16 protein-coding genes are annotated in these 17153 nt (G+C 42.3%); 10 read left to right on the forward strand and 6 right to left on the reverse strand.

Annotated elements, in window-relative coordinates; genetic code table 11:
• The first annotated feature begins 631 nt into the window (after positions 1 to 631).
• Together Xhom_RS45565 and ghoS are read left to right on the forward strand one after the other, a co-directional pair.
• Positions 632 to 1084 (forward strand): hypothetical protein, encoded by a 453-nt coding sequence (locus Xhom_RS45565; protein WP_099139632.1) that lies wholly within the window; start codon positions 632 to 634, stop codon positions 1082 to 1084.
• Between the two features lie 480 nt (positions 1085 to 1564).
• The gene (gene ghoS / locus Xhom_RS45560; RefSeq protein ID WP_069317099.1) at positions 1565 to 1882 is read left to right on the forward strand and encodes a type V toxin-antitoxin system endoribonuclease antitoxin GhoS; all 318 of its coding nucleotides are present in this window, start codon (positions 1565 to 1567) and stop codon (positions 1880 to 1882) included.
• Positions 1883 to 2052: 170 nt separating this feature from the next.
• Here ghoS and Xhom_RS45555 read toward each other — a convergent pair whose 3' ends face one another.
• On the reverse strand, positions 2053 to 2499 hold the full coding sequence (locus tag Xhom_RS45555; protein ID WP_069317098.1) for a GNAT family N-acetyltransferase: 447 nt from the start codon (positions 2497 to 2499) through the stop codon (positions 2053 to 2055).
• Between the two features lie 585 nt (positions 2500 to 3084).
• On the opposite strand from Xhom_RS45555, the gene Xhom_RS45550 reads away from it, so the two are divergent.
• From Xhom_RS45550 to gntU, 8 genes are all read left to right on the forward strand, one after another.
• Positions 3085 to 3390 carry a PTS sugar transporter subunit IIB gene (locus tag Xhom_RS45550; protein ID WP_069317097.1) on the forward strand — a complete coding sequence of 102 codons (306 nt, stop codon included), beginning with the start codon at positions 3085 to 3087 and terminating at the stop codon, positions 3388 to 3390.
• Positions 3391 to 3413: 23 nt separating this feature from the next.
• On the forward strand, positions 3414 to 4712 hold the full coding sequence (locus tag Xhom_RS45545) for a PTS sugar transporter subunit IIC (RefSeq protein ID WP_069317096.1): 1299 nt from the start codon (positions 3414 to 3416) through the stop codon (positions 4710 to 4712).
• 16 nt (positions 4713 to 4728) lie between these two features.
• Positions 4729 to 5088 carry a PTS lactose/cellobiose transporter subunit IIA gene (locus tag Xhom_RS45540; protein WP_084023161.1) on the forward strand — a complete coding sequence of 120 codons (360 nt, stop codon included), beginning with the start codon at positions 4729 to 4731 and terminating at the stop codon, positions 5086 to 5088.
• On the forward strand, positions 5075 to 6382 hold the full coding sequence (locus Xhom_RS45535) for a 6-phospho-beta-glucosidase (protein WP_069317095.1): 1308 nt from the start codon (positions 5075 to 5077) through the stop codon (positions 6380 to 6382). Before Xhom_RS45540 ends, Xhom_RS45535 begins: the two co-directional genes overlap by 14 nt.
• 37 nt (positions 6383 to 6419) lie before the next feature.
• Entirely contained in the window at positions 6420 to 7391 is a 972-nt protein-coding gene (locus Xhom_RS45530) for a LacI family DNA-binding transcriptional regulator (RefSeq protein ID WP_069317094.1), read from the forward strand.
• A gap of 147 nt (positions 7392 to 7538) precedes the next feature.
• Positions 7539 to 8534, forward strand: coding sequence for a gluconate operon transcriptional repressor GntR (gene gntR / locus Xhom_RS45525; protein WP_069317093.1), 996 nt, complete (start codon positions 7539 to 7541; stop codon positions 8532 to 8534).
• A gap of 260 nt (positions 8535 to 8794) precedes the next feature.
• Entirely contained in the window at positions 8795 to 9352 is a 558-nt protein-coding gene (gene gntK, locus Xhom_RS45520; RefSeq protein WP_069317092.1) for a gluconokinase, read from the forward strand.
• Entirely contained in the window at positions 9349 to 10686 is a 1338-nt protein-coding gene (gene gntU, locus Xhom_RS45515) for a gluconate transporter (RefSeq protein WP_069317091.1), read from the forward strand. Before gntK ends, gntU begins: the two co-directional genes overlap by 4 nt.
• Before the next feature lie 230 nt (positions 10687 to 10916).
• Here the strand turns inward: gntU and Xhom_RS45510 are convergent, their stop codons facing one another.
• From Xhom_RS45510 to Xhom_RS45490, 5 genes are all read right to left on the reverse strand, one after another.
• Complete coding sequence (locus tag Xhom_RS45510; RefSeq protein ID WP_069317090.1) at positions 10917 to 12140, reverse strand: SGNH/GDSL hydrolase family protein; 1224 nt, start codon at positions 12138 to 12140, stop codon at positions 10917 to 10919.
• The gene (locus Xhom_RS45505; RefSeq protein WP_069317089.1) at positions 12127 to 13266 is read right to left on the reverse strand and encodes an SGNH/GDSL hydrolase family protein; all 1140 of its coding nucleotides are present in this window, start codon (positions 13264 to 13266) and stop codon (positions 12127 to 12129) included. Before Xhom_RS45505 ends, Xhom_RS45510 begins: the two co-directional genes overlap by 14 nt.
• Entirely contained in the window at positions 13253 to 14674 is a 1422-nt protein-coding gene (locus Xhom_RS45500) for an MBOAT family O-acyltransferase (RefSeq protein ID WP_069317088.1), read from the reverse strand. Before Xhom_RS45500 ends, Xhom_RS45505 begins: the two co-directional genes overlap by 14 nt.
• Before the next feature lie 407 nt (positions 14675 to 15081).
• Positions 15082 to 15855 (reverse strand): protein bax, encoded by a 774-nt coding sequence (locus Xhom_RS45495; RefSeq protein WP_069317087.1) that lies wholly within the window; start codon positions 15853 to 15855, stop codon positions 15082 to 15084.
• A gap of 428 nt (positions 15856 to 16283) precedes the next feature.
• Positions 16284 to 17102, reverse strand: a complete 819-nt coding sequence (locus Xhom_RS45490; protein WP_069317086.1) for a hypothetical protein — start codon at positions 17100 to 17102, stop codon at positions 16284 to 16286.
• Positions 17103 to 17153 lie beyond the last annotated feature (51 nt).

Raw genomic sequence — 17153 nt, forward strand, 5'->3', positions numbered from 1 at the left:
GATTTGTGACAATAACGGCAATAGACGTCAGCTTTGGCCATGCTTTACCCTTAAAAGGCGGGAAGCATATCACAACAACTAACTATTTAATACATGACCGGCATTGTTTGTTTTGGACGTTTAATTTTTCCCATAGCCTCTCTGAGCCATCTATATAGCGTACTCCTAGAGATTCCCATCGTAACGCTATGAGGTGGTAGGATTTTATCCTGGATAGCGCGTTTAAATTCGGTTGGATAATGGACTGGCTGAACGTGTTCCCCGTACCTACGGGGATACGTCGTGTGGAAAGAATATCTGGAATGCAGAAAATATATAGTCAAAATAAACTTTCTCATCAATCAAATGTCTTTATTGCGTAAAAAAGCCGATAGAAAGAAAAAATACCCACGATAATACGATAGCTAAAACCGTATTGATTTTTGTTAATTTGAGTATTTTTAAGGTGAAATATGATGAAGGAAATGCAACAATCATCAGAAAAAAATTTACAAAACTTGTATTTCTAGTACCGTAAAACAATGGGAACAAAACTGTGACGAATGATATACATAATGCAGGTAGCCATATGGAGTAGTTCTCATATTTATTTCTTTCACCAAAAAATATATACAGCACTAAAAAGAGATTAGTGATAGATAGAATGGGAATGGCAGCTAATATAATGAATAACATACTTGTCCGTAGAAAATTTAACCATTTTTTTAGAGATATAATAATAGCAACATTGTTTTTATGGTACTTTTTTTTCTCATCTGACTCCATCAAAATGGAACCAAAAATAGTTAGTGAGGTTAATGATAACGGTGTGGTATATAAGGTCTCTGTTTACAAGTATGTACCTATTTCTCCTTACTGGATAATTCGCTATATGAATGGATACCAATATTATCTAACTTTAGATAAAAATGGCGAAAAAATATGGCAATCAGGTTTTAATAAAAAAATACAACATGAAACAATTATGTATCATGAGTTCTACTTTGAAAAAAATGATAAAGATTTAATTAGTCTTTTATACGCCAGAAATAATGGTTATAACGGTTTTGAGATAAAAAATGGAGCAGTTATTAACGATATCTGAGTCCGTTTTAATCCCTTTAGAAATAGTTCTAATTTATATTAAATTACCAAGTTTATAGATAGTAAAAAATAGCCAGTTTATACTACTGAAAACACTTATAAGAAATTATTAGACATTTTCTATCTCCTAGGATTTCTATGTTTAAATTTATCAATGTGTTTGATGTGATTAAACTGTTTTTCACAGGATGGTATTTCAAAAAAATTCCTTTCAAAATAATCAGAATTGACAAATTTTGTGGCTATAAAATTAAGTACACTTTTGATTGATATCTAACCCAGTTATTTCAGAACTTATGGGGAACTAAGCTACAAGTGATGGGGAAGCAGTTCCTCAAATAACTGTGATTTATTGATATGGTGTGACCGAGTTAATAACTGCTAAATTCACCAACGAACCACAATACCTCTGGAAATAGTGGGATGTGGCTTTAACTTACTGTAATCAAGTAAATGGTTAAATAAATAGAGAGGGCTAAAAATGGCTACTTACATGGTTCGTGTTGAAATTTTTGGTGCAGGCTTAAGAGAATATGATGCACTTCATGAAGCAATGAAGTTAATTGACTTCAGTAGAACAGTCAGATACCCCAATGGTGAGGTGATGGCTTTACCTACCGGAACTTATGTTGGGGTTTCATTAAATTCTGCTGCACAGATCAGGGAGAAGGTTAGGAAATTAGCGGATCCATTATCATCAAAAACTGCTGCGGTGTTTGTTTGTCAGTATGGTGAATGGGCTGCTCACTTATATCCGGCATCTGCATCCACATCGGCATTCGCATCTGAATCCGAATAGATAACGTTTAGCAGGCTGGTTGCCAACAAGTAGTTTGGCGACTAGCTTTTTGTGGTTTATTCCTACGTCATTCACATGGTGGGCGACAGCGGTTTATCTCCGTAAGTACGGGAAATACTGAGCTAAACCGCAAGGGATAAAATGACACCCTAAGCACATGATGACCTGGACTAAATTAGTTTTTTTCGATAACAAATGACACGTTCTGTTTCGTCAAATCCCCAATTCTCATGGGCCTGATGTGACTGCTTATTTCTGATTTCTGCATCTGAACAGAGTTCATAAAACCCTTTATTGATGAGTTCGCTGCTTATTTTATTTACGAGTGCTTGACCAATACCCTTCCGGCGATGTGTTGAGTTAACCCAGATCCCCTCCAGAAATGGAACGGGTTGTCCGGTGCAACCATTTGCATATTCACGCATACTAACCTCAGCGAAACCAACAGGTAGGTTTTCATCCATAAAAGCAATATAACTGACATTATTGTTGCTAATTAGTAGCTTGTCTATCTCACTGAGATGTTCATCTTGAGAATGGCTGTCCCAAAGTCTGAGACGCATATCCGCCCAAATTATTCTGTCCGATTTATCCATCTTTCTAATAATTATCGACATGTATATTCCTTTCTTTCTGACTGTTACGAACGACAATATCTGCCACTGTGTTTTTGTTTATACCGAGATCTCTGGCAGTCCAGCGATAACTTCTCCCTTCTGCAATTAAAGTCATAACTCTGGGTGTGAGTCGATCTGACTTCAGCCGTTCCTAACAGGAGAATATCTGTGGTCATGTGGAAGAAAAGCTTAGAGTGCCATTTCGCCCCCTGCCCTTGTTCCCCGTAAGTACGGGGAGCACATAATAAATCCATTGACAAAAACATTTCAAGGCGGTGGTTTATCCCCGTAAGCACGGGGAACACCCTAAACTTATCCATCTGTTTTATAATCATTTTTTATGAACGGGAAAATTCTACCATTTTTATAGCTTATAAAATAGACAAATAGTCTCTTTTATTTTCTTCTGATTATTCTCTGTAATATCGATCTCATTTCATCCATTTCCTTACTTTTCTCTTATCAAATTATGCGAACCCCATCGCAGCAATGGAAAAATAACCTGTTAGCCTTAACCAAAATGAGAGCGCTTTCATTTTAACTTAAGCGAAATAATCATGAGACAACTACAAAGAGAACAAAACTATGAAAACGATTCTATTGTGTTGTGCGGCTGGGATGTCCACCAGCCTGTTGGTACAGAGGATGCAGGCGGAGGCGGAAAAACGGCAGTTGGATGTAGCGATCAAGGCTGTGCCAGCGGTGGAGCTGGAAACGTGTATCCACGAGGCGGATGTGATTTTACTCGGGCCGCAAATTCGCTATGAGCTTGCCCGCTTTACCGAGCTTGCTGAGCCATTGGATAAGCCCATCAGTTTGATTGATATGTTGGACTACGGTGCGCTTCGGGGAGATAAGGTGTTGGATCATGCCTTAAGCCTGCTGGAATAATTTTTCACTAAATGGAGTGGATTATGAGTATTTATGCTTCTTTGACCCGCATAGTAGAAAACCATCTTGCTCCCATTGCCGGTAAAATCGGTAGTCAGCGACATATTATTGCGATACGTGATGGCTTTATTTCAGCCATGCCCTTTCTGATTATCGGCAGTATTATGCTGATTGTGGCAAATCCGCCATTTGATACTCAAACTTCATCTTCTTTCGGTCAGGCATGGCTGACGTTTGCTAAAACCCATTGGACAACCATTACGATGCCTTTTTTTATGACAATGGGGGTGATGAGCATTTTTGTCTCCATCGGGACGGCTTATAGTTTGGCAAAGTCTTATGGGTTGGATGGATTGACGTCTGCTTTGTTGTCTTTGATGGCATTTTTGCTGGCTTCGGCACCGCAGGTTGAAAATAAAATGCCGCTGGATTTTCTGGGAGGTGCGGGAGTATTTACCGCATTGATTTGCGCGATTTGGTCGGTTGAGTTAATCCGGTTACTGAAAAAATATAATATCGCCATACGTATGCCCTCTCAGGTTCCACCCGCCATTGCCCGTTCTTTTGAATTATTGTACCCCGTTATAGGTATTCTTCTGACGGTCTATCCCATTAGTTTATGGCTGCAAAGTGAATTTAATCTGCTGCTGCCTGCTGCGATTATGCAGGTATTTCAGCCGCTGATTACTGTCGGGGATACGTTACCCGCTGTCATGTTGTTGGTATTGTTGGCCAATTTGTTGTGGTTCGCCGGTATTCATGGCGACAATATTGTCACTGGGCTGCTGAACCCCATTTTTATGGCCAACATTGCTGCAAACGCCGCGTTAATAACGCAGGGAATGGCAACCACTCAAATTCTGACTGCTCCTTATTGGGCGTTTTACGTCTGTATCGGAGGGTCTGGTTCGACATTGGTACTGGCTTTCCTCTATCTGCGTAGCCGTTCAATTCACTTGAAAACCATTGGCAAGCTGAGTGTTGTCCCGGCCATGTTTAATATCAATGAGCCACTGTTGTTTGGCTCTCCCGTCGTGATGAACCCCACTTTATTGGTCCCATTGCTGCTCGTGCCGTTGGTGAATGCCGTGTTGGCCTACGGTGCCCTGCATCTGGATTTGGTGCAGAAGATGATTGCCATCGCCCCGTGGACGACTCCGGCGCCGATTGGGGCGTTGATTTCTGCCGCTTGGGATTATCGTGCTTTTGTGCTGGTCGGGGTGTTGATGGTGATTGATTTGCTGATTTGGTATCCCTTCTTCAAGGTGTATGAAAAACAGCTTTTGGCCGAAGAGCAGCAACCAGAGGTTTTGGCGAAATAATCAGGGGGATTGAAGCGTGTCTATTGATGTTGAATCACAGGATTTTGAACAGCAGATTATCGAATTGCTGGTACATGCCGGCAGCGCACGCAGCAGCGTATTAATGGCTTTGCAACAGGCGAAAGAGGGTAATTTTCAGCAAGCAGAAGGGCTGATGGAGGAGTCCCGACAGGAAACGCGTATCGCTCATGTTATCCAAACGAAACTGATTGGGCTGGATGAAGGCTGTGGAAAATTACCCATCAATTTGATCACAGTTCATGCGCAGGATCATTTGATGAATGCGATGGTGATCCAGGATCTCGCCAGTCACATTATCGATCTTTATCAACGATTGCCAGACAGTATAAGCAGAGGATCATATGAAACCGATTAAAATTGCCGTGATGGGAGGGGGTAGTAGTTATACACCGGAATTGGTGGAAGGCATTATTCAGCGTAGTCAAACGATCCCACTTTCTGAATTGGCACTGGTGGATGTGGAAGCCGGGCGGCAAAAATTGGAGGTTATTGCGGGACTGACGCGCCGTATGCTGGATCGTCATGGTTTGCAGCATGTGGTTGTCAGTGTGCATTATTCCCCAGATGAGGCGATCATCGGGGCTAGTTTTGTTCTTACTCAACTGCGTGTTGGTCAGCTTCCGGCTCGTGCTGCTGATGAGCGTCTGGGGTTGAAATATGGTCTGCTTGGGCAAGAGACGACAGGCGTTGGTGGGTTTGCCAAGGCGTTGCGCACCATTCCGGTTTTGCTGGAGATTGCCCGTAAAGTTGAGCGCCTCGCTCCGGAGGCGTGGATCATCAATTTCAGCAATCCAGCAGGTATTGTGACGGAAGCGGTTTCCCGCTATAGCAAAGCCAAAATCATCGGGCTGTGCAATGTGCCTATTTCGATGCACCATATGATCGCCAATATGCTGCAACGTCCTTATCAAGATGTCCAATTGCGCTTTGCGGGGCTTAATCATATGGTTTGGGCGCATCAGGTGCTGGTGGAGGGGAAGGATGAAACGGATCGGGTGCTGGAATTGCTGTGTAATGGGGCTGAATTGACGATGAACAATATCAAGGAAGCACCGTGGCCGCCGGAGTTTTTGCGGGCATTGGGAGCGATTCCCTGTCCTTATCATCGTTATTTCTATCAGATCGGTAAAATGTTGCGGGAAGAACAAGAGGGTGCAGCAAGCAAGGGCACTCGGGCAGAGCAGGTAATGCGGGTAGAGCAGGAGTTATTTGAATTGTACGCTGATCCAACGCTTGATCACAAACCAGAGCAATTAAGTTTTCGTGGAGGATCGTTCTATTCTGAAGTTGCATTGGAATTGATCGCCACTATCCACAATAATCTCGGCACACAATTGGTTGTGAATACGATGAATCGGGGAGCCATTCAGGGGCTGCCCGATGATGCAGTTATTGAAACTAACTGTATTGTTGATGCGCAAGGGGCACACCCTCTGGCATTTGGTCATCTGCCGGACAGTATGTTTGCCCTGACGCAGCAAGTGAAAGCCTTTGAGCGGTTGACGATTGAAGCGGCAGTCCATGGGGATCGCAAGGCGGCGCTACTGGCGTTGGTGACTCATCCTTTGGTTGCTGATGCCGCTTTGGATTCGGCATTATTAAATGAGCTGTTGGATATCAATCGAAAGTATTTGCCACAATTCCAATAAAACAAAAATGGGCTCATTGGAATGATAAGGAAAGTATATGGTAACTCTGGAAGATGTGGCGAAGTATTCTGGTGTTTCCCGCGCCACGGTATCACGGGTGGTCAATGGCAATAAAAATGTGAAAGCGACAACTCGCGCCAAAATAGAGAATGCCATTGTGAAATTGGGGTACAGCCCCAATCTGGCAGCGCGTGAATTGGCATCCAGTCAGAGCAATACGCTGGGCTTGGTGACAACCTCTTACCGTGGGGGTTTTTTCGGGGCCTTGATGGACAGCATCCAGACAGAAGTGGAATTGCACGGCAGGCAGCTTCTGGTTACTCAGGGCAGAAATAGTGCTGAAAATGAATGGCAGGCCATCCTTCATTTAAATAGCTTGCGCTGCAATAGAATGATTTTGCACGTACGTGCCATCAGCGATAATAAATTGCGACAGCTTGCGCAGGGCGCGCATTCTTTCGTGTTATTGGATCGGTGGGTGACAGGCTTGGAGCAGCGCTGTGTTGTCTTTGATCATCATAAGGCCAGCTATCTTGCAACGCAGGCATTGATTGAGCATGGTCATACTCGCATTGCCTGCGTTAGTGGCCCTGTTTCCCGCAATCCAAGCCAACAGCGCCGTCAGGGGTTTTTGGATGCCATGCAGAAAGCGGGATTACACCCCGTTGCTTGCCTGGAAGGGGAGTACGATCTGCAAAGTGGCTATCGGCAGACCTGTACAATTTTGACGTTATCGCGGCCCGATGCCCTGTTTTTCTGTAGTGAAGAGATGGCACTTGGTGCGTTGCTGGCGATTACTGAACAGGGGTTGAGTGTCCCGGAGGATATTTCCATTATCTGTTATGACAGCGGTGAACGTGCAGCCTTTATTCACCCTGCATTAACCAGTGTTCATTTTCCTATCACAGATATGGCCCGTTTCGCGGCTCGTTTATTGCTTGAACCCGATATGCAACATCCCGTATTTGCTCCTAAGATTATTTACCGGGATTCACTCAGGCATGCGTAAGTCGTCACAGTTTCAGAAATTGTTGCAGCATGAAGTGAAAGTATGTCGCATTTTCTGCTAAAAAATATGTTGTGATGGTATATAAATGTGTTAAAACCGCCAGCTATTTATTCGTCGCTACCGATAACTGATTGCATTACATTGAAAATGAAGAAGAAACGCCCTGTTTTACAAGATGTTGCAGACCTCGTTGGGGTCACAAAAATGACGGTCAGCCGTTTTCTGCGTAATCCTGATCAGGTTTCTGAAGCGTTGGGAAAACGGATCGCTGAGGCACTGGATAAATTGGGTTACATTCCGAATCGCGTACCGGATATTCTTTCTAATTCTACCAGTCGTGCGATAGGTGTTTTGCTTCCTTCATTGACTAATCAGGTCTTTGCTGAGGTTATCCGTGGGATCGAACATGTCACTGATCGCAACGGCTATCAGACCATGCTTGCTCACTATGGTTATTCTCCCCAGAAAGAAGAAGAGCGTTTACTTTCCCTGCTTTCTTACAATATTGATGGCCTGATTCTGGCAGAACGAACACATACGCCAAAAACGTTGAAGTTATTGCAGACCGCCGGTATTCCTGTGGTGGAACTGATGGACAGTGTATCACCTTGCCTTGATATCGCGGTCGGGATCGATAATTTTGAAGCAGCTCGCCAGATGACGGTGGCGATGATCGAACGCGGCTGCCATAACGTGATTTATCTCGGTGCGCGGCAGGATGAGCGAACATTGATCCGTTTGCAAGGGTTTGAAATGGCGATGCGCAGCGCTGGGCTTCAGCCGAGAAAAGTCATGACGCCAGCCAGTTCATCCTATTCTCTCGGTGCTCAGCTTTTGCAGGAAACCCGCCAGAAATATCCCGAGGTTGATGGCCTGTTTTGCACGAATGATGATATCGCCATTGGTGCAGTTTTTGAGTGTCAGCGTCAGGGGATCAAAGTACCGGAAGAGATTGCGGTAGCGGGTTTTCATGGCCATGATATTGGTCAGGTAATGACACCAAAACTTGCCAGTGTACTGACCCCTCGTGATCAGATGGGGCGCAAGGCAGCAGAAGCTTTGCTTAGCCGTTTGAAAGATGAAAAATTGGAACAAACTCTGATTGATGTTGGATTTACCCTTTCATTGGGTGAAAGTGTTTAATTTTTGTAGCCCAAAATGCTGCTTCCCCATCTTCAATTGCGATAAGCCTCACATTTTCCTTTTTTGGCAATCTTGATTGATTGCTCATCATCCTGCGCGACTGTTAATGTTACCGGTAATAAGTTACCGGTAACATTTTTTGTGGGTAATACTTCGAATGTAATGCTTAGAAGTTAATGCTCAGAAGGTAATACTTCATCGTTAAAATTTTGCAGGTAAGTCACAGACATAGCAGCAAGCTCTGCGCAAAGGAGTTTTATATGAGCGATACCCAGCAGCTTAACCATGTTTTTGTATTGATGGGGGTATCAGGCAGCGGTAAGTCTGCGGTTGCCAATGGTGTGGCCCGAAAACTTGGTGCCGCATTTCTGGATGGGGATTTTCTTCACCCTCGTACCAATATTACGAAAATGGCACAAGGCCATGCCTTAAATGATGATGACCGTCAGCCTTGGCTGAAAGCGCTCAACGATGCCATTTTCGCTATGCAGCGTACTAATCATGTCTCCCTTCTTGTGTGCTCCGCATTGAAAAAAAACTATCGGGATATGCTGCGCGATGGCAATAAAAATCTGTCATTTCTCTATATGAAAGGTGACTTTGATTTAATTGAAAGCCGTCTGAAAGCGCGTAAGGGGCACTTTTTCAAACCACAAATGTTGATCTCGCAATTTGAGACGCTGGAAGAGCCGACCAGCGATGAAAAAGATGTCCATCGTATTGATATCGGGCCTGCTCTTGATGACGTGATTAAAAACACAATAAAAACGATTGATCGTATCCAATCCATTGACCGTATTAGCGAGGGGCATCAATGAGTACATTCACTCTGGTTCTGACGGCTGTCGGCTCTGTTCTCTTATTATTATTTTTGGTGATGAAAGTCCGGATGCACGCTTTTATTGCCTTAATGTTGGTTTCAATTGGTGCAGGAGTTTTTTCTGGTATGCCACTGGAAAAAATCACTCAGACCATGCAAAACGGTATGGCTGGCACCTTGGGATTTCTCGCAGTTGTTGTGGCGTTGGGGGCAATGTTTGGCAAAATTTTGCATGAAACAGGAGCGCTCGACCAGATTGCTGTGAAGCTGCTGGGCAGTTTTGGGGAAAAACGGGCGAACTACGCATTGGGCGTCGCAGGGCTGATCTGCGCATTACCACTATTTTTTGATGTTGCAGTTGTATTGTTGATTGGTGTGGTATTTGCCGTTGCACGTCGTACCAGTGGTAATGTTGTGAAATTGGCGCTCCCACTGTTTGCAGGGGTTGCAGCAGCGGCCGCGTTTCTGGTTCCGGGGCCGACTCCCATGATGCTGGCATCTCAAATGGGGGCTGATTTTGGTTGGATGATCCTGATTGGACTGAGCGCAGCGATCCCCAGCATGTTACTGGCTGGCCCGATCTACGGTAACTTTATCAGCAAATATGTGACGCTGGATTTACCTAAAGATTTAAGTATGCCGAGCCTTGGCAAAAGCCAGATGCCTTCTTTTGGATTCAGCTTGGCGCTGGTGCTGTTCCCGCTGGTGTTGGTGGGGTTGAAAACCATTGGGGCGCGTTTTGTTGATCAACAATCGACGCTATACCATTGGCTGGAATTCATCGGTCATCCTTTCAGCGCGATTTTGATTGCGTGTCTGGTAGCGATTTATGGTCTGGCCATTCGTCGTGGCATGAGCAAAGAGAAAGTGATGGATGTCTGCTCTTCGGCGATCCAACCTGCGGGGATTATCCTATTGGTAACCGGCGCTGGTGGTGTCTTCAAACAAGTGTTGATTGACTCCGGTGTTGGGCCTGCATTGGGTAATGCGTTGGTTGGTGCCGGCCTGCCCATTGCAGTGGCCTGTTTTATTCTGTCGGGTGCGGTTCGCGTGATCCAAGGTTCGGCGACGGTGGCTTGCCTGACCACGGTGGGACTGGTTCTGCCGGTGATTGGTGAACTGGGTTATTCCGGTGCGCAAATGGCTGCATTATCAGTGTGTATTGCTGGTGGCTCTTTGGTACTGAGCCATGTAAATGACTCGGGTTTCTGGTTGTTCGGTAAATTTACCGGCGCGACAGAAGCACAGACGCTGAAAACCTGGACGATGATGGAAACCATTCTGGGTACAACCGGCGCAATTGTGGGCATGATCTACTTCGCAATGCTGTGATGTGCTAAGTCTTTTTGAGCGATTGCTAACGGCACCTTATGATTGATTAAGGTGCCGTTTTTTTATTAATTCTTCTCAGTTCTCGGCATCATTGTTGTTGTTCCTATAATCAGATTATCAGTCATTGATTTATAGTTAGGAAAACGCGATGGCGTGAGAGTCATTTATTACTACAAATTAGTACAAAGAAGCATGTAGAAAATGTCCAACATGCTTCTTGTCGTTTTAATTTATTGCCCAACCAAACCCATAAACTGCTGATAAAGCGCTTCCGCACTGCGTTCATAACCGGCGGCAGAAAGGTGAACGTAGTCAGAGCGTGCTAGGTTTTGCTGTTCCCAGCCTCTGACTGAACATGGCCCACCCATGTATTCCCGCCAATCCCAGAACAAGGTGCGCTGTTTTCTGGCAACGTCTTGCTGAATTTGAATCACATTATTGAGCAAGGCTGGTTGCTGTTCGCTACAGTTTGCTGCCGTTTTATTTTTCAGTGAGTCATTCGGCCCAATCAGCAAGATAACGGCTTGCGGTATTGTTCTGCGAATATCTTGCACTTTGGATGTCAGATCGTTCTGATAAGCAGCTAAATCGAGAGAATCATTAAAGGCTTCATTAGTGCCATAAGCGAAGATCACCAAATCCGGCTTCATCTGAGCCAGCGTATCGATCCACTGCGACTGCCATTTATCCAGCATATTAATGGTGGCCCCATTAATTCCCAGTGCAGATAGCATGATGCCGGGGCTTTGACGTTTTATCAGCCATCCACCGATTTTTAATTGAGTATCCTGCGGGTAGAGATTGATTGGGAATGTGACACTTTTTTCTGGCGAGAAACGCCATTCACTTTGCGTGGCAGGTAGATTCCATAATCGCATTGACGTAGTTTGGGCCTTGATTTGTGTTGCCTCATGGGATTGATAGAGCGCACTGACCCAGTATTTATCAAGGCTGGAGGGCGATAAATCCATCCGTAATGTACTGTTGGTATTCTCTGGAACGGCAATAAATCCACCCAGCGGATAATCTGCGCGATTGTCTTTCCGGCTGCTTGAAAGCCACCAGCCAGTTTTATCGCCACTAAATTGCACGGTGGCGTTACGCTGGCCGGGAATATTCATGGGGCTGATAAAACCCGGCCCTGCATCACCGTAACGATTCTGCAATAAACTGCGTAGCTTGCCGGTAAAGAAATCGGCAGCAGTGTGTGAATCACCCAGCTGCGCAAAATGAAGCTGTCGAGAGTCGCTATGACGCAATTTGTCTGCCAGCAATATGAGATTAGGATCGCCAAAATCCGTCAGTTGTTGCTGACGGTGCATTTGCGTGATTTGGCGATCTGATGAGAGAGTCGATTTATTCCCTTGGCATGATAACAGGCTTATAGAGAGCGCGATAACGAGACCAGCACCCACTACCCGATAAAACCCGCGGAACAATTTAAATGGTTTCATCTTCTTTCGCTGGCTCCTGAATAAATGTGATTAATGAAAATAAATAGTTAGCGATGGTCTGTTGTCCAGTCAAACTGAAATGAATACCGTCACCGCTTCGGAGTTTGATCGTACTGCTGCCATCACCGATATAATCTGAATAATTATCTGATTTATATTTGAACATATCATTAGCAGCAACATAGATCTCGCCTATTTTGGTTACCTCTGACTGATATAATTTATTTAGGTAAATCATGTTGTTAGATAGTTTCTTTTGGCGCATATTCGGAGGGCCAACCCAAATGACATTCACTTGATACTGTTGCGCGTTATTTAAAATGGTTTCGACTCTTTGGCGATACAGATTTTCCCAGTCTTCACTTGCGAATTTCAAATAAGCGCTTCCACGTTTTGATGGTATATCCCACGGATCATTCGGGCCTAAAAATACCACGACCAATTTAACATCAGGATTGTCTCTTAACGCATTACTGATCGTTTTCGGCCAATCAAAGAATCCGGGATAAGACAACCCTGTACTTTGCTTACTTAAATTAATACTGGAAATCCCATATTCCTGGTAAAGACGACGTTTTAAGTGTGGGGCAACGCCCTGCATCATTGAATCACCGACAAATAACGCTTTATCTTTTACTCCCAAGCTGACGTGAGTTTTCTGGACAATTTTAATGACGGGATTGTGTTCTGATCCATTTTGGCGCAAGGGAGACTGAACGAGTCTAATATCCTTTTTCAGTAATTCAGGAAATGTAAAAGAGATATTTTCAATGGGATGCACATAACCTTCCAGAAAGCGCAACCCAACCTGAAATTCAGGAGGAAATATCTCTCGGGTTTGATGACTGTTCATCGGTTGCTGAGATTGATTATTCTGATATTTACCTCTTGCATATGCAATAAACGTCTCACTGGCAGAAATGGTACCTTGTTGCATATTACTGCCTAAATCCCACCAAGGCTCCCCTTTGAGGGATGTCCAAGGGCTATTGCGGTGATATTTCTGTTGCCAGAAATTATCCAACGAACTTTGATTCAACCAGATCAGCAGCAAACAAGTCAAAGTAATAACAAAAATCACTTGTCCGACTTTCTTAAGATTAGATGTAGATTCAGAAATTGGCATAGATAAATCCCGGCATTCCAGAAGGTGACAGCATAAATACCAAAGTAAGGATCAGGACTAGAGGAATTGGATAATAAACCCAAGCGATCATATTGTGATTCTTTTCCATTTTGCTTCTGAGACTCACCAGCCACGGGTAGACAATAAAGAACCCCCAGAAAGCCATTAACAGTGATCCACTGGAGAGCAGCGCCATGAAAATATCCCCAGAGAACAATTGATTTAATACGGCAAGAGCGTCATTAAAGGTTGGACTACGGAAAAACACCCATGCAAAACAGACAAAATGGAATGTCACCACACGGGATAAAAATAACGATATGGAAGCCATTACCTGTGACTTATTTTGTGTTTTGGAGGCAGATAACAGGGCATTTTTAATATTTTGGAGAATTAATCCTAAGCCATGAATAGCTCCCCAAATGATAAAGGTGAGACCTGCCCCGTGCCACAGACCTGAAATTACCATGGCTGCGAACATATTCAGGTTCTTGCGAAATACGCCTTTTTTGTTGCCGCCGAGTGGAATGTAAACATAGTCACGGATAAACGTTGACAGGCTGATATGCCAGCGTCGCCAAAATACCTGTAAATTTTCGGCAAGATAAGGAGCATCGAAATTACGTGGTACACGGAAGCCTAATAGCAGGGCAATACCGGTGACGAGATCGGTATAGCCAGAAAAGTTAAAGTAGATATTCCAAGCGTAAGCATAAATTGCTACGAGGACTTGTCCGGCATGGTGGCTGGTTGGGTCTTCAAAAACGGGATTAACAAAATTTTCAGAGAGTGTCGAGCTGAGTAAAAAAAGTTTTGTAATAGCAAATGCGATCAATAACAGGGCTTTGAATGGCTCAAACAATATTCTGGATGGAGCCTGAATCTGTGGCAGAAAATCTTTAGCCCGATTGATTGGCCCCGCGACGATGCTGGGGAAAAAACAAAGATACAAAATAACATCGGGTAGTGGAGCGGGTGTGAGTTCTTTCTTGCAGACTGATACGACATAGCTGACCGAATGGAAGGCATAGAATGACAGCCCTAACGGCATCAACAATTCAAGTACAGGTAATTCCACAGTGAAGCCAATATTAGCAAGTGATTGTTGGATAGCTTCTTGGAAGAAAGAGTAATATTTGAAGGCGGTGAAACAGCCGAGAATACCGAATGTCAGTAGAGTGAATATGATTTTATTGGATAAATAACGGCTGAAAATATTCGCCAAAAAGTAAATAAATAGGGTATAGGCGAATAAAATGTAGGCGAAATTTGCTGAAAAAGAGAATATAAATAAATAACTAACTAAAATTAATAAGCCATTCTGTATCTTTGGGGCTTTTTGTAAAAGCCAATAGACAACAAGCAGAATAACAAACGTTCCAAGAAACTCAAAAGAAAAGAAATTCATATTAGGCTCTGGTTAACCATTTATCGTTGGGACAAGTCGTGTAATTATGGGGGATATTATAGTATGGAAATTACATGTATCTACAACAGGTAATAGAGAGGAATAGTTATAAAAATAATCCACCTTGTAATTAATACAAAGTGGATTTTTGGGCGAGTATACAGGTGATCTGATGTCTTTATTGTTTAATAATGGGCTATATCTTTCATCTTTCAAGTTGTCTCTGGGGTGGTTGCGCTTATTTTCCAGTCATAAATCAACTATGTGACCCGATAGATGTGACTCGTGATTCATGCTGCGCTTAAACTTGAAATTCATTGGGTATAATATTAAACAAAACATAATTTTTAGCATGTTATCCTTAACATAATCTCTTTTAAAGATTATTTCTGGTACATTACCCGAATTTATTCGAGAGTAAATTCCTGTACCTGTGAAATCAGACTCTTGTTACCATTAAATACCTGATGCAAATAGCGATTATAAGCCGTACCCAGTTCGGAATAACCGTTGAGGTTATCGATCAGTTTACTGGTATTCAGTGGTTTCTGGGCCGTCCTCTGTTTTGCACGTGACGAACGCAGTGACTCATAGGCACGGTGCGTATTCATATTTTTCATATAAGCAACGACAGAATCATTGATGTTGCTGTAAACAGAATAACCTTTGATTTTTCCTTTCGCTTTGCCACAAGAAGCGCAACGCATACCAAACAGGTTATTATTTTTCTGGGCCAGCGTTGAGGTTCCCCAGCCGGATTCTGCGGCTGCCTGAGTGGCAACAAAGTGGGTTGGTATAATGTCAACCCGGCTTAGCACTTTGTTCCAATTGACCTGTTTTGGTGAATGGCAGGTCATTTTGTAATCCATGCAGATCTTTTTCAATTGATTGATATCCTGTGCAGACCAGTTATGTTTTTTCTGGTGTGACAGGAGCCATTTGCGGTCTTGCATAATCTTTTGATTATGCTGATCAATTACAGGGACAATAATATTTAAAAACGCTTTCTTCCGAGGTGTACCTGAAGGGTATTTTCGCAAGTCAGGCAAATTTATTTGAATGCCATTGTGATAGTACTCTTTCATTTGTGAGGTACTGGTCGAAGCATAGCTCAGACCGGTAAAAATTAATGAGATAAAGAAAGCGAAGACCGCAGTTGTCCTCATCATTCGAGAGGGCATTTGCTTCTCCTCGTTTTATTAATCTGGATAAAAAACACACGAATATTAGCAGAACAAAACCTATGTGGCTACTATTATCCGTCATTGATAAGATTCATTTCTGTGATGAAGCATAGCACCCTACTGATAAATACCTATAGTTTTTATTTTGTATGGTAAATTAATGTAATGATTATTAGGATTTTATTTTGTGCATTGCGTTATTAATAAAATATTTATTCTTGATATTGTTATCAATTCATAGTTTGTGTTAATGGCTGATGGTTTAACGTAATGTTATTAAAGATTAATTTCTTATCTTGTTTTATTGTTATTATTTTTTATTTGAGTGTTATTTTCTTTAATATCATTATTTGTGATTTATTTTTATATTTTATACTAAAAATAGTGGTAATGGAATTTTTAAATCTATAAATTTGGACGATATTTCATTTTTTATCTAATTCCGTGCCTTTGCTTTTAATATGAAAGTAAAGTAATTTTATGCTTGTCGTCAGTTTACAGCCCATAAAGTGTGATAACGAAAATATGCAAACTAATGTCATAATAGATATCATAATAAAGAAGAGAATAAGTATATAATTCCATGCGTCAGGTTGTTTTATTAAGATAAAAATGAACATAGTAAAAATAATGATCAATACAACTTTGATTGAGGAAAAAGAAGCATCAGCTTCTTTTTTAAGCCATCCCCAAAAATCACCATTAGTCTCTTTCCTTTGTATAGAAAAAAGGCGTAATAACGTTAACTGTTCTTTAAATGTAAATGTCTTTGTAATGAGCTTTCTTTTTTTGGCATCATTGTCAATATAAACCTTAATGCTCTGTGTATTTAGTGGGGGATATGCTTTATTTTCTGATTTTGGTTCAAAAAATATTCTGTTACTTATGCAAAATAAAAATAGTTTTAAACCAATGACATATCCACATCCAATAATTCTGGCTTTATTTAAAATTGCTAAAAGAGAAAAAGCAAGATAGATTAAAACAGCATAATTGGCGATGTAGTTATAGATTTGTGATTTCGGTGGATCGAAAAAATAAAATGTAGCCATAATAATAGGAAGTATTGTTACATTTTTTACCGAGTCTATAAATTCATAGGCTATCCCCTTTAACCAGTTGGTGAAATTATCTCTGGTTTCATTCTGAATTAATGTAAAACTCTTGAGCAGGATAATTTGCTCAGTGTAGGTGAATAACCTGATTATCGATTTTCTTATTTTTTTATCGTCAGTAAATCGCATTATTATTCCAATTTTTTTGGTTGTTTGGTAATTTATTCTTTATTCATCCTA

The organism is Xenorhabdus hominickii (assembly GCF_002632725.1).
In the GTDB taxonomy this organism is placed as follows: domain Bacteria; phylum Pseudomonadota; class Gammaproteobacteria; order Enterobacterales; family Enterobacteriaceae; genus Xenorhabdus; species Xenorhabdus hominickii.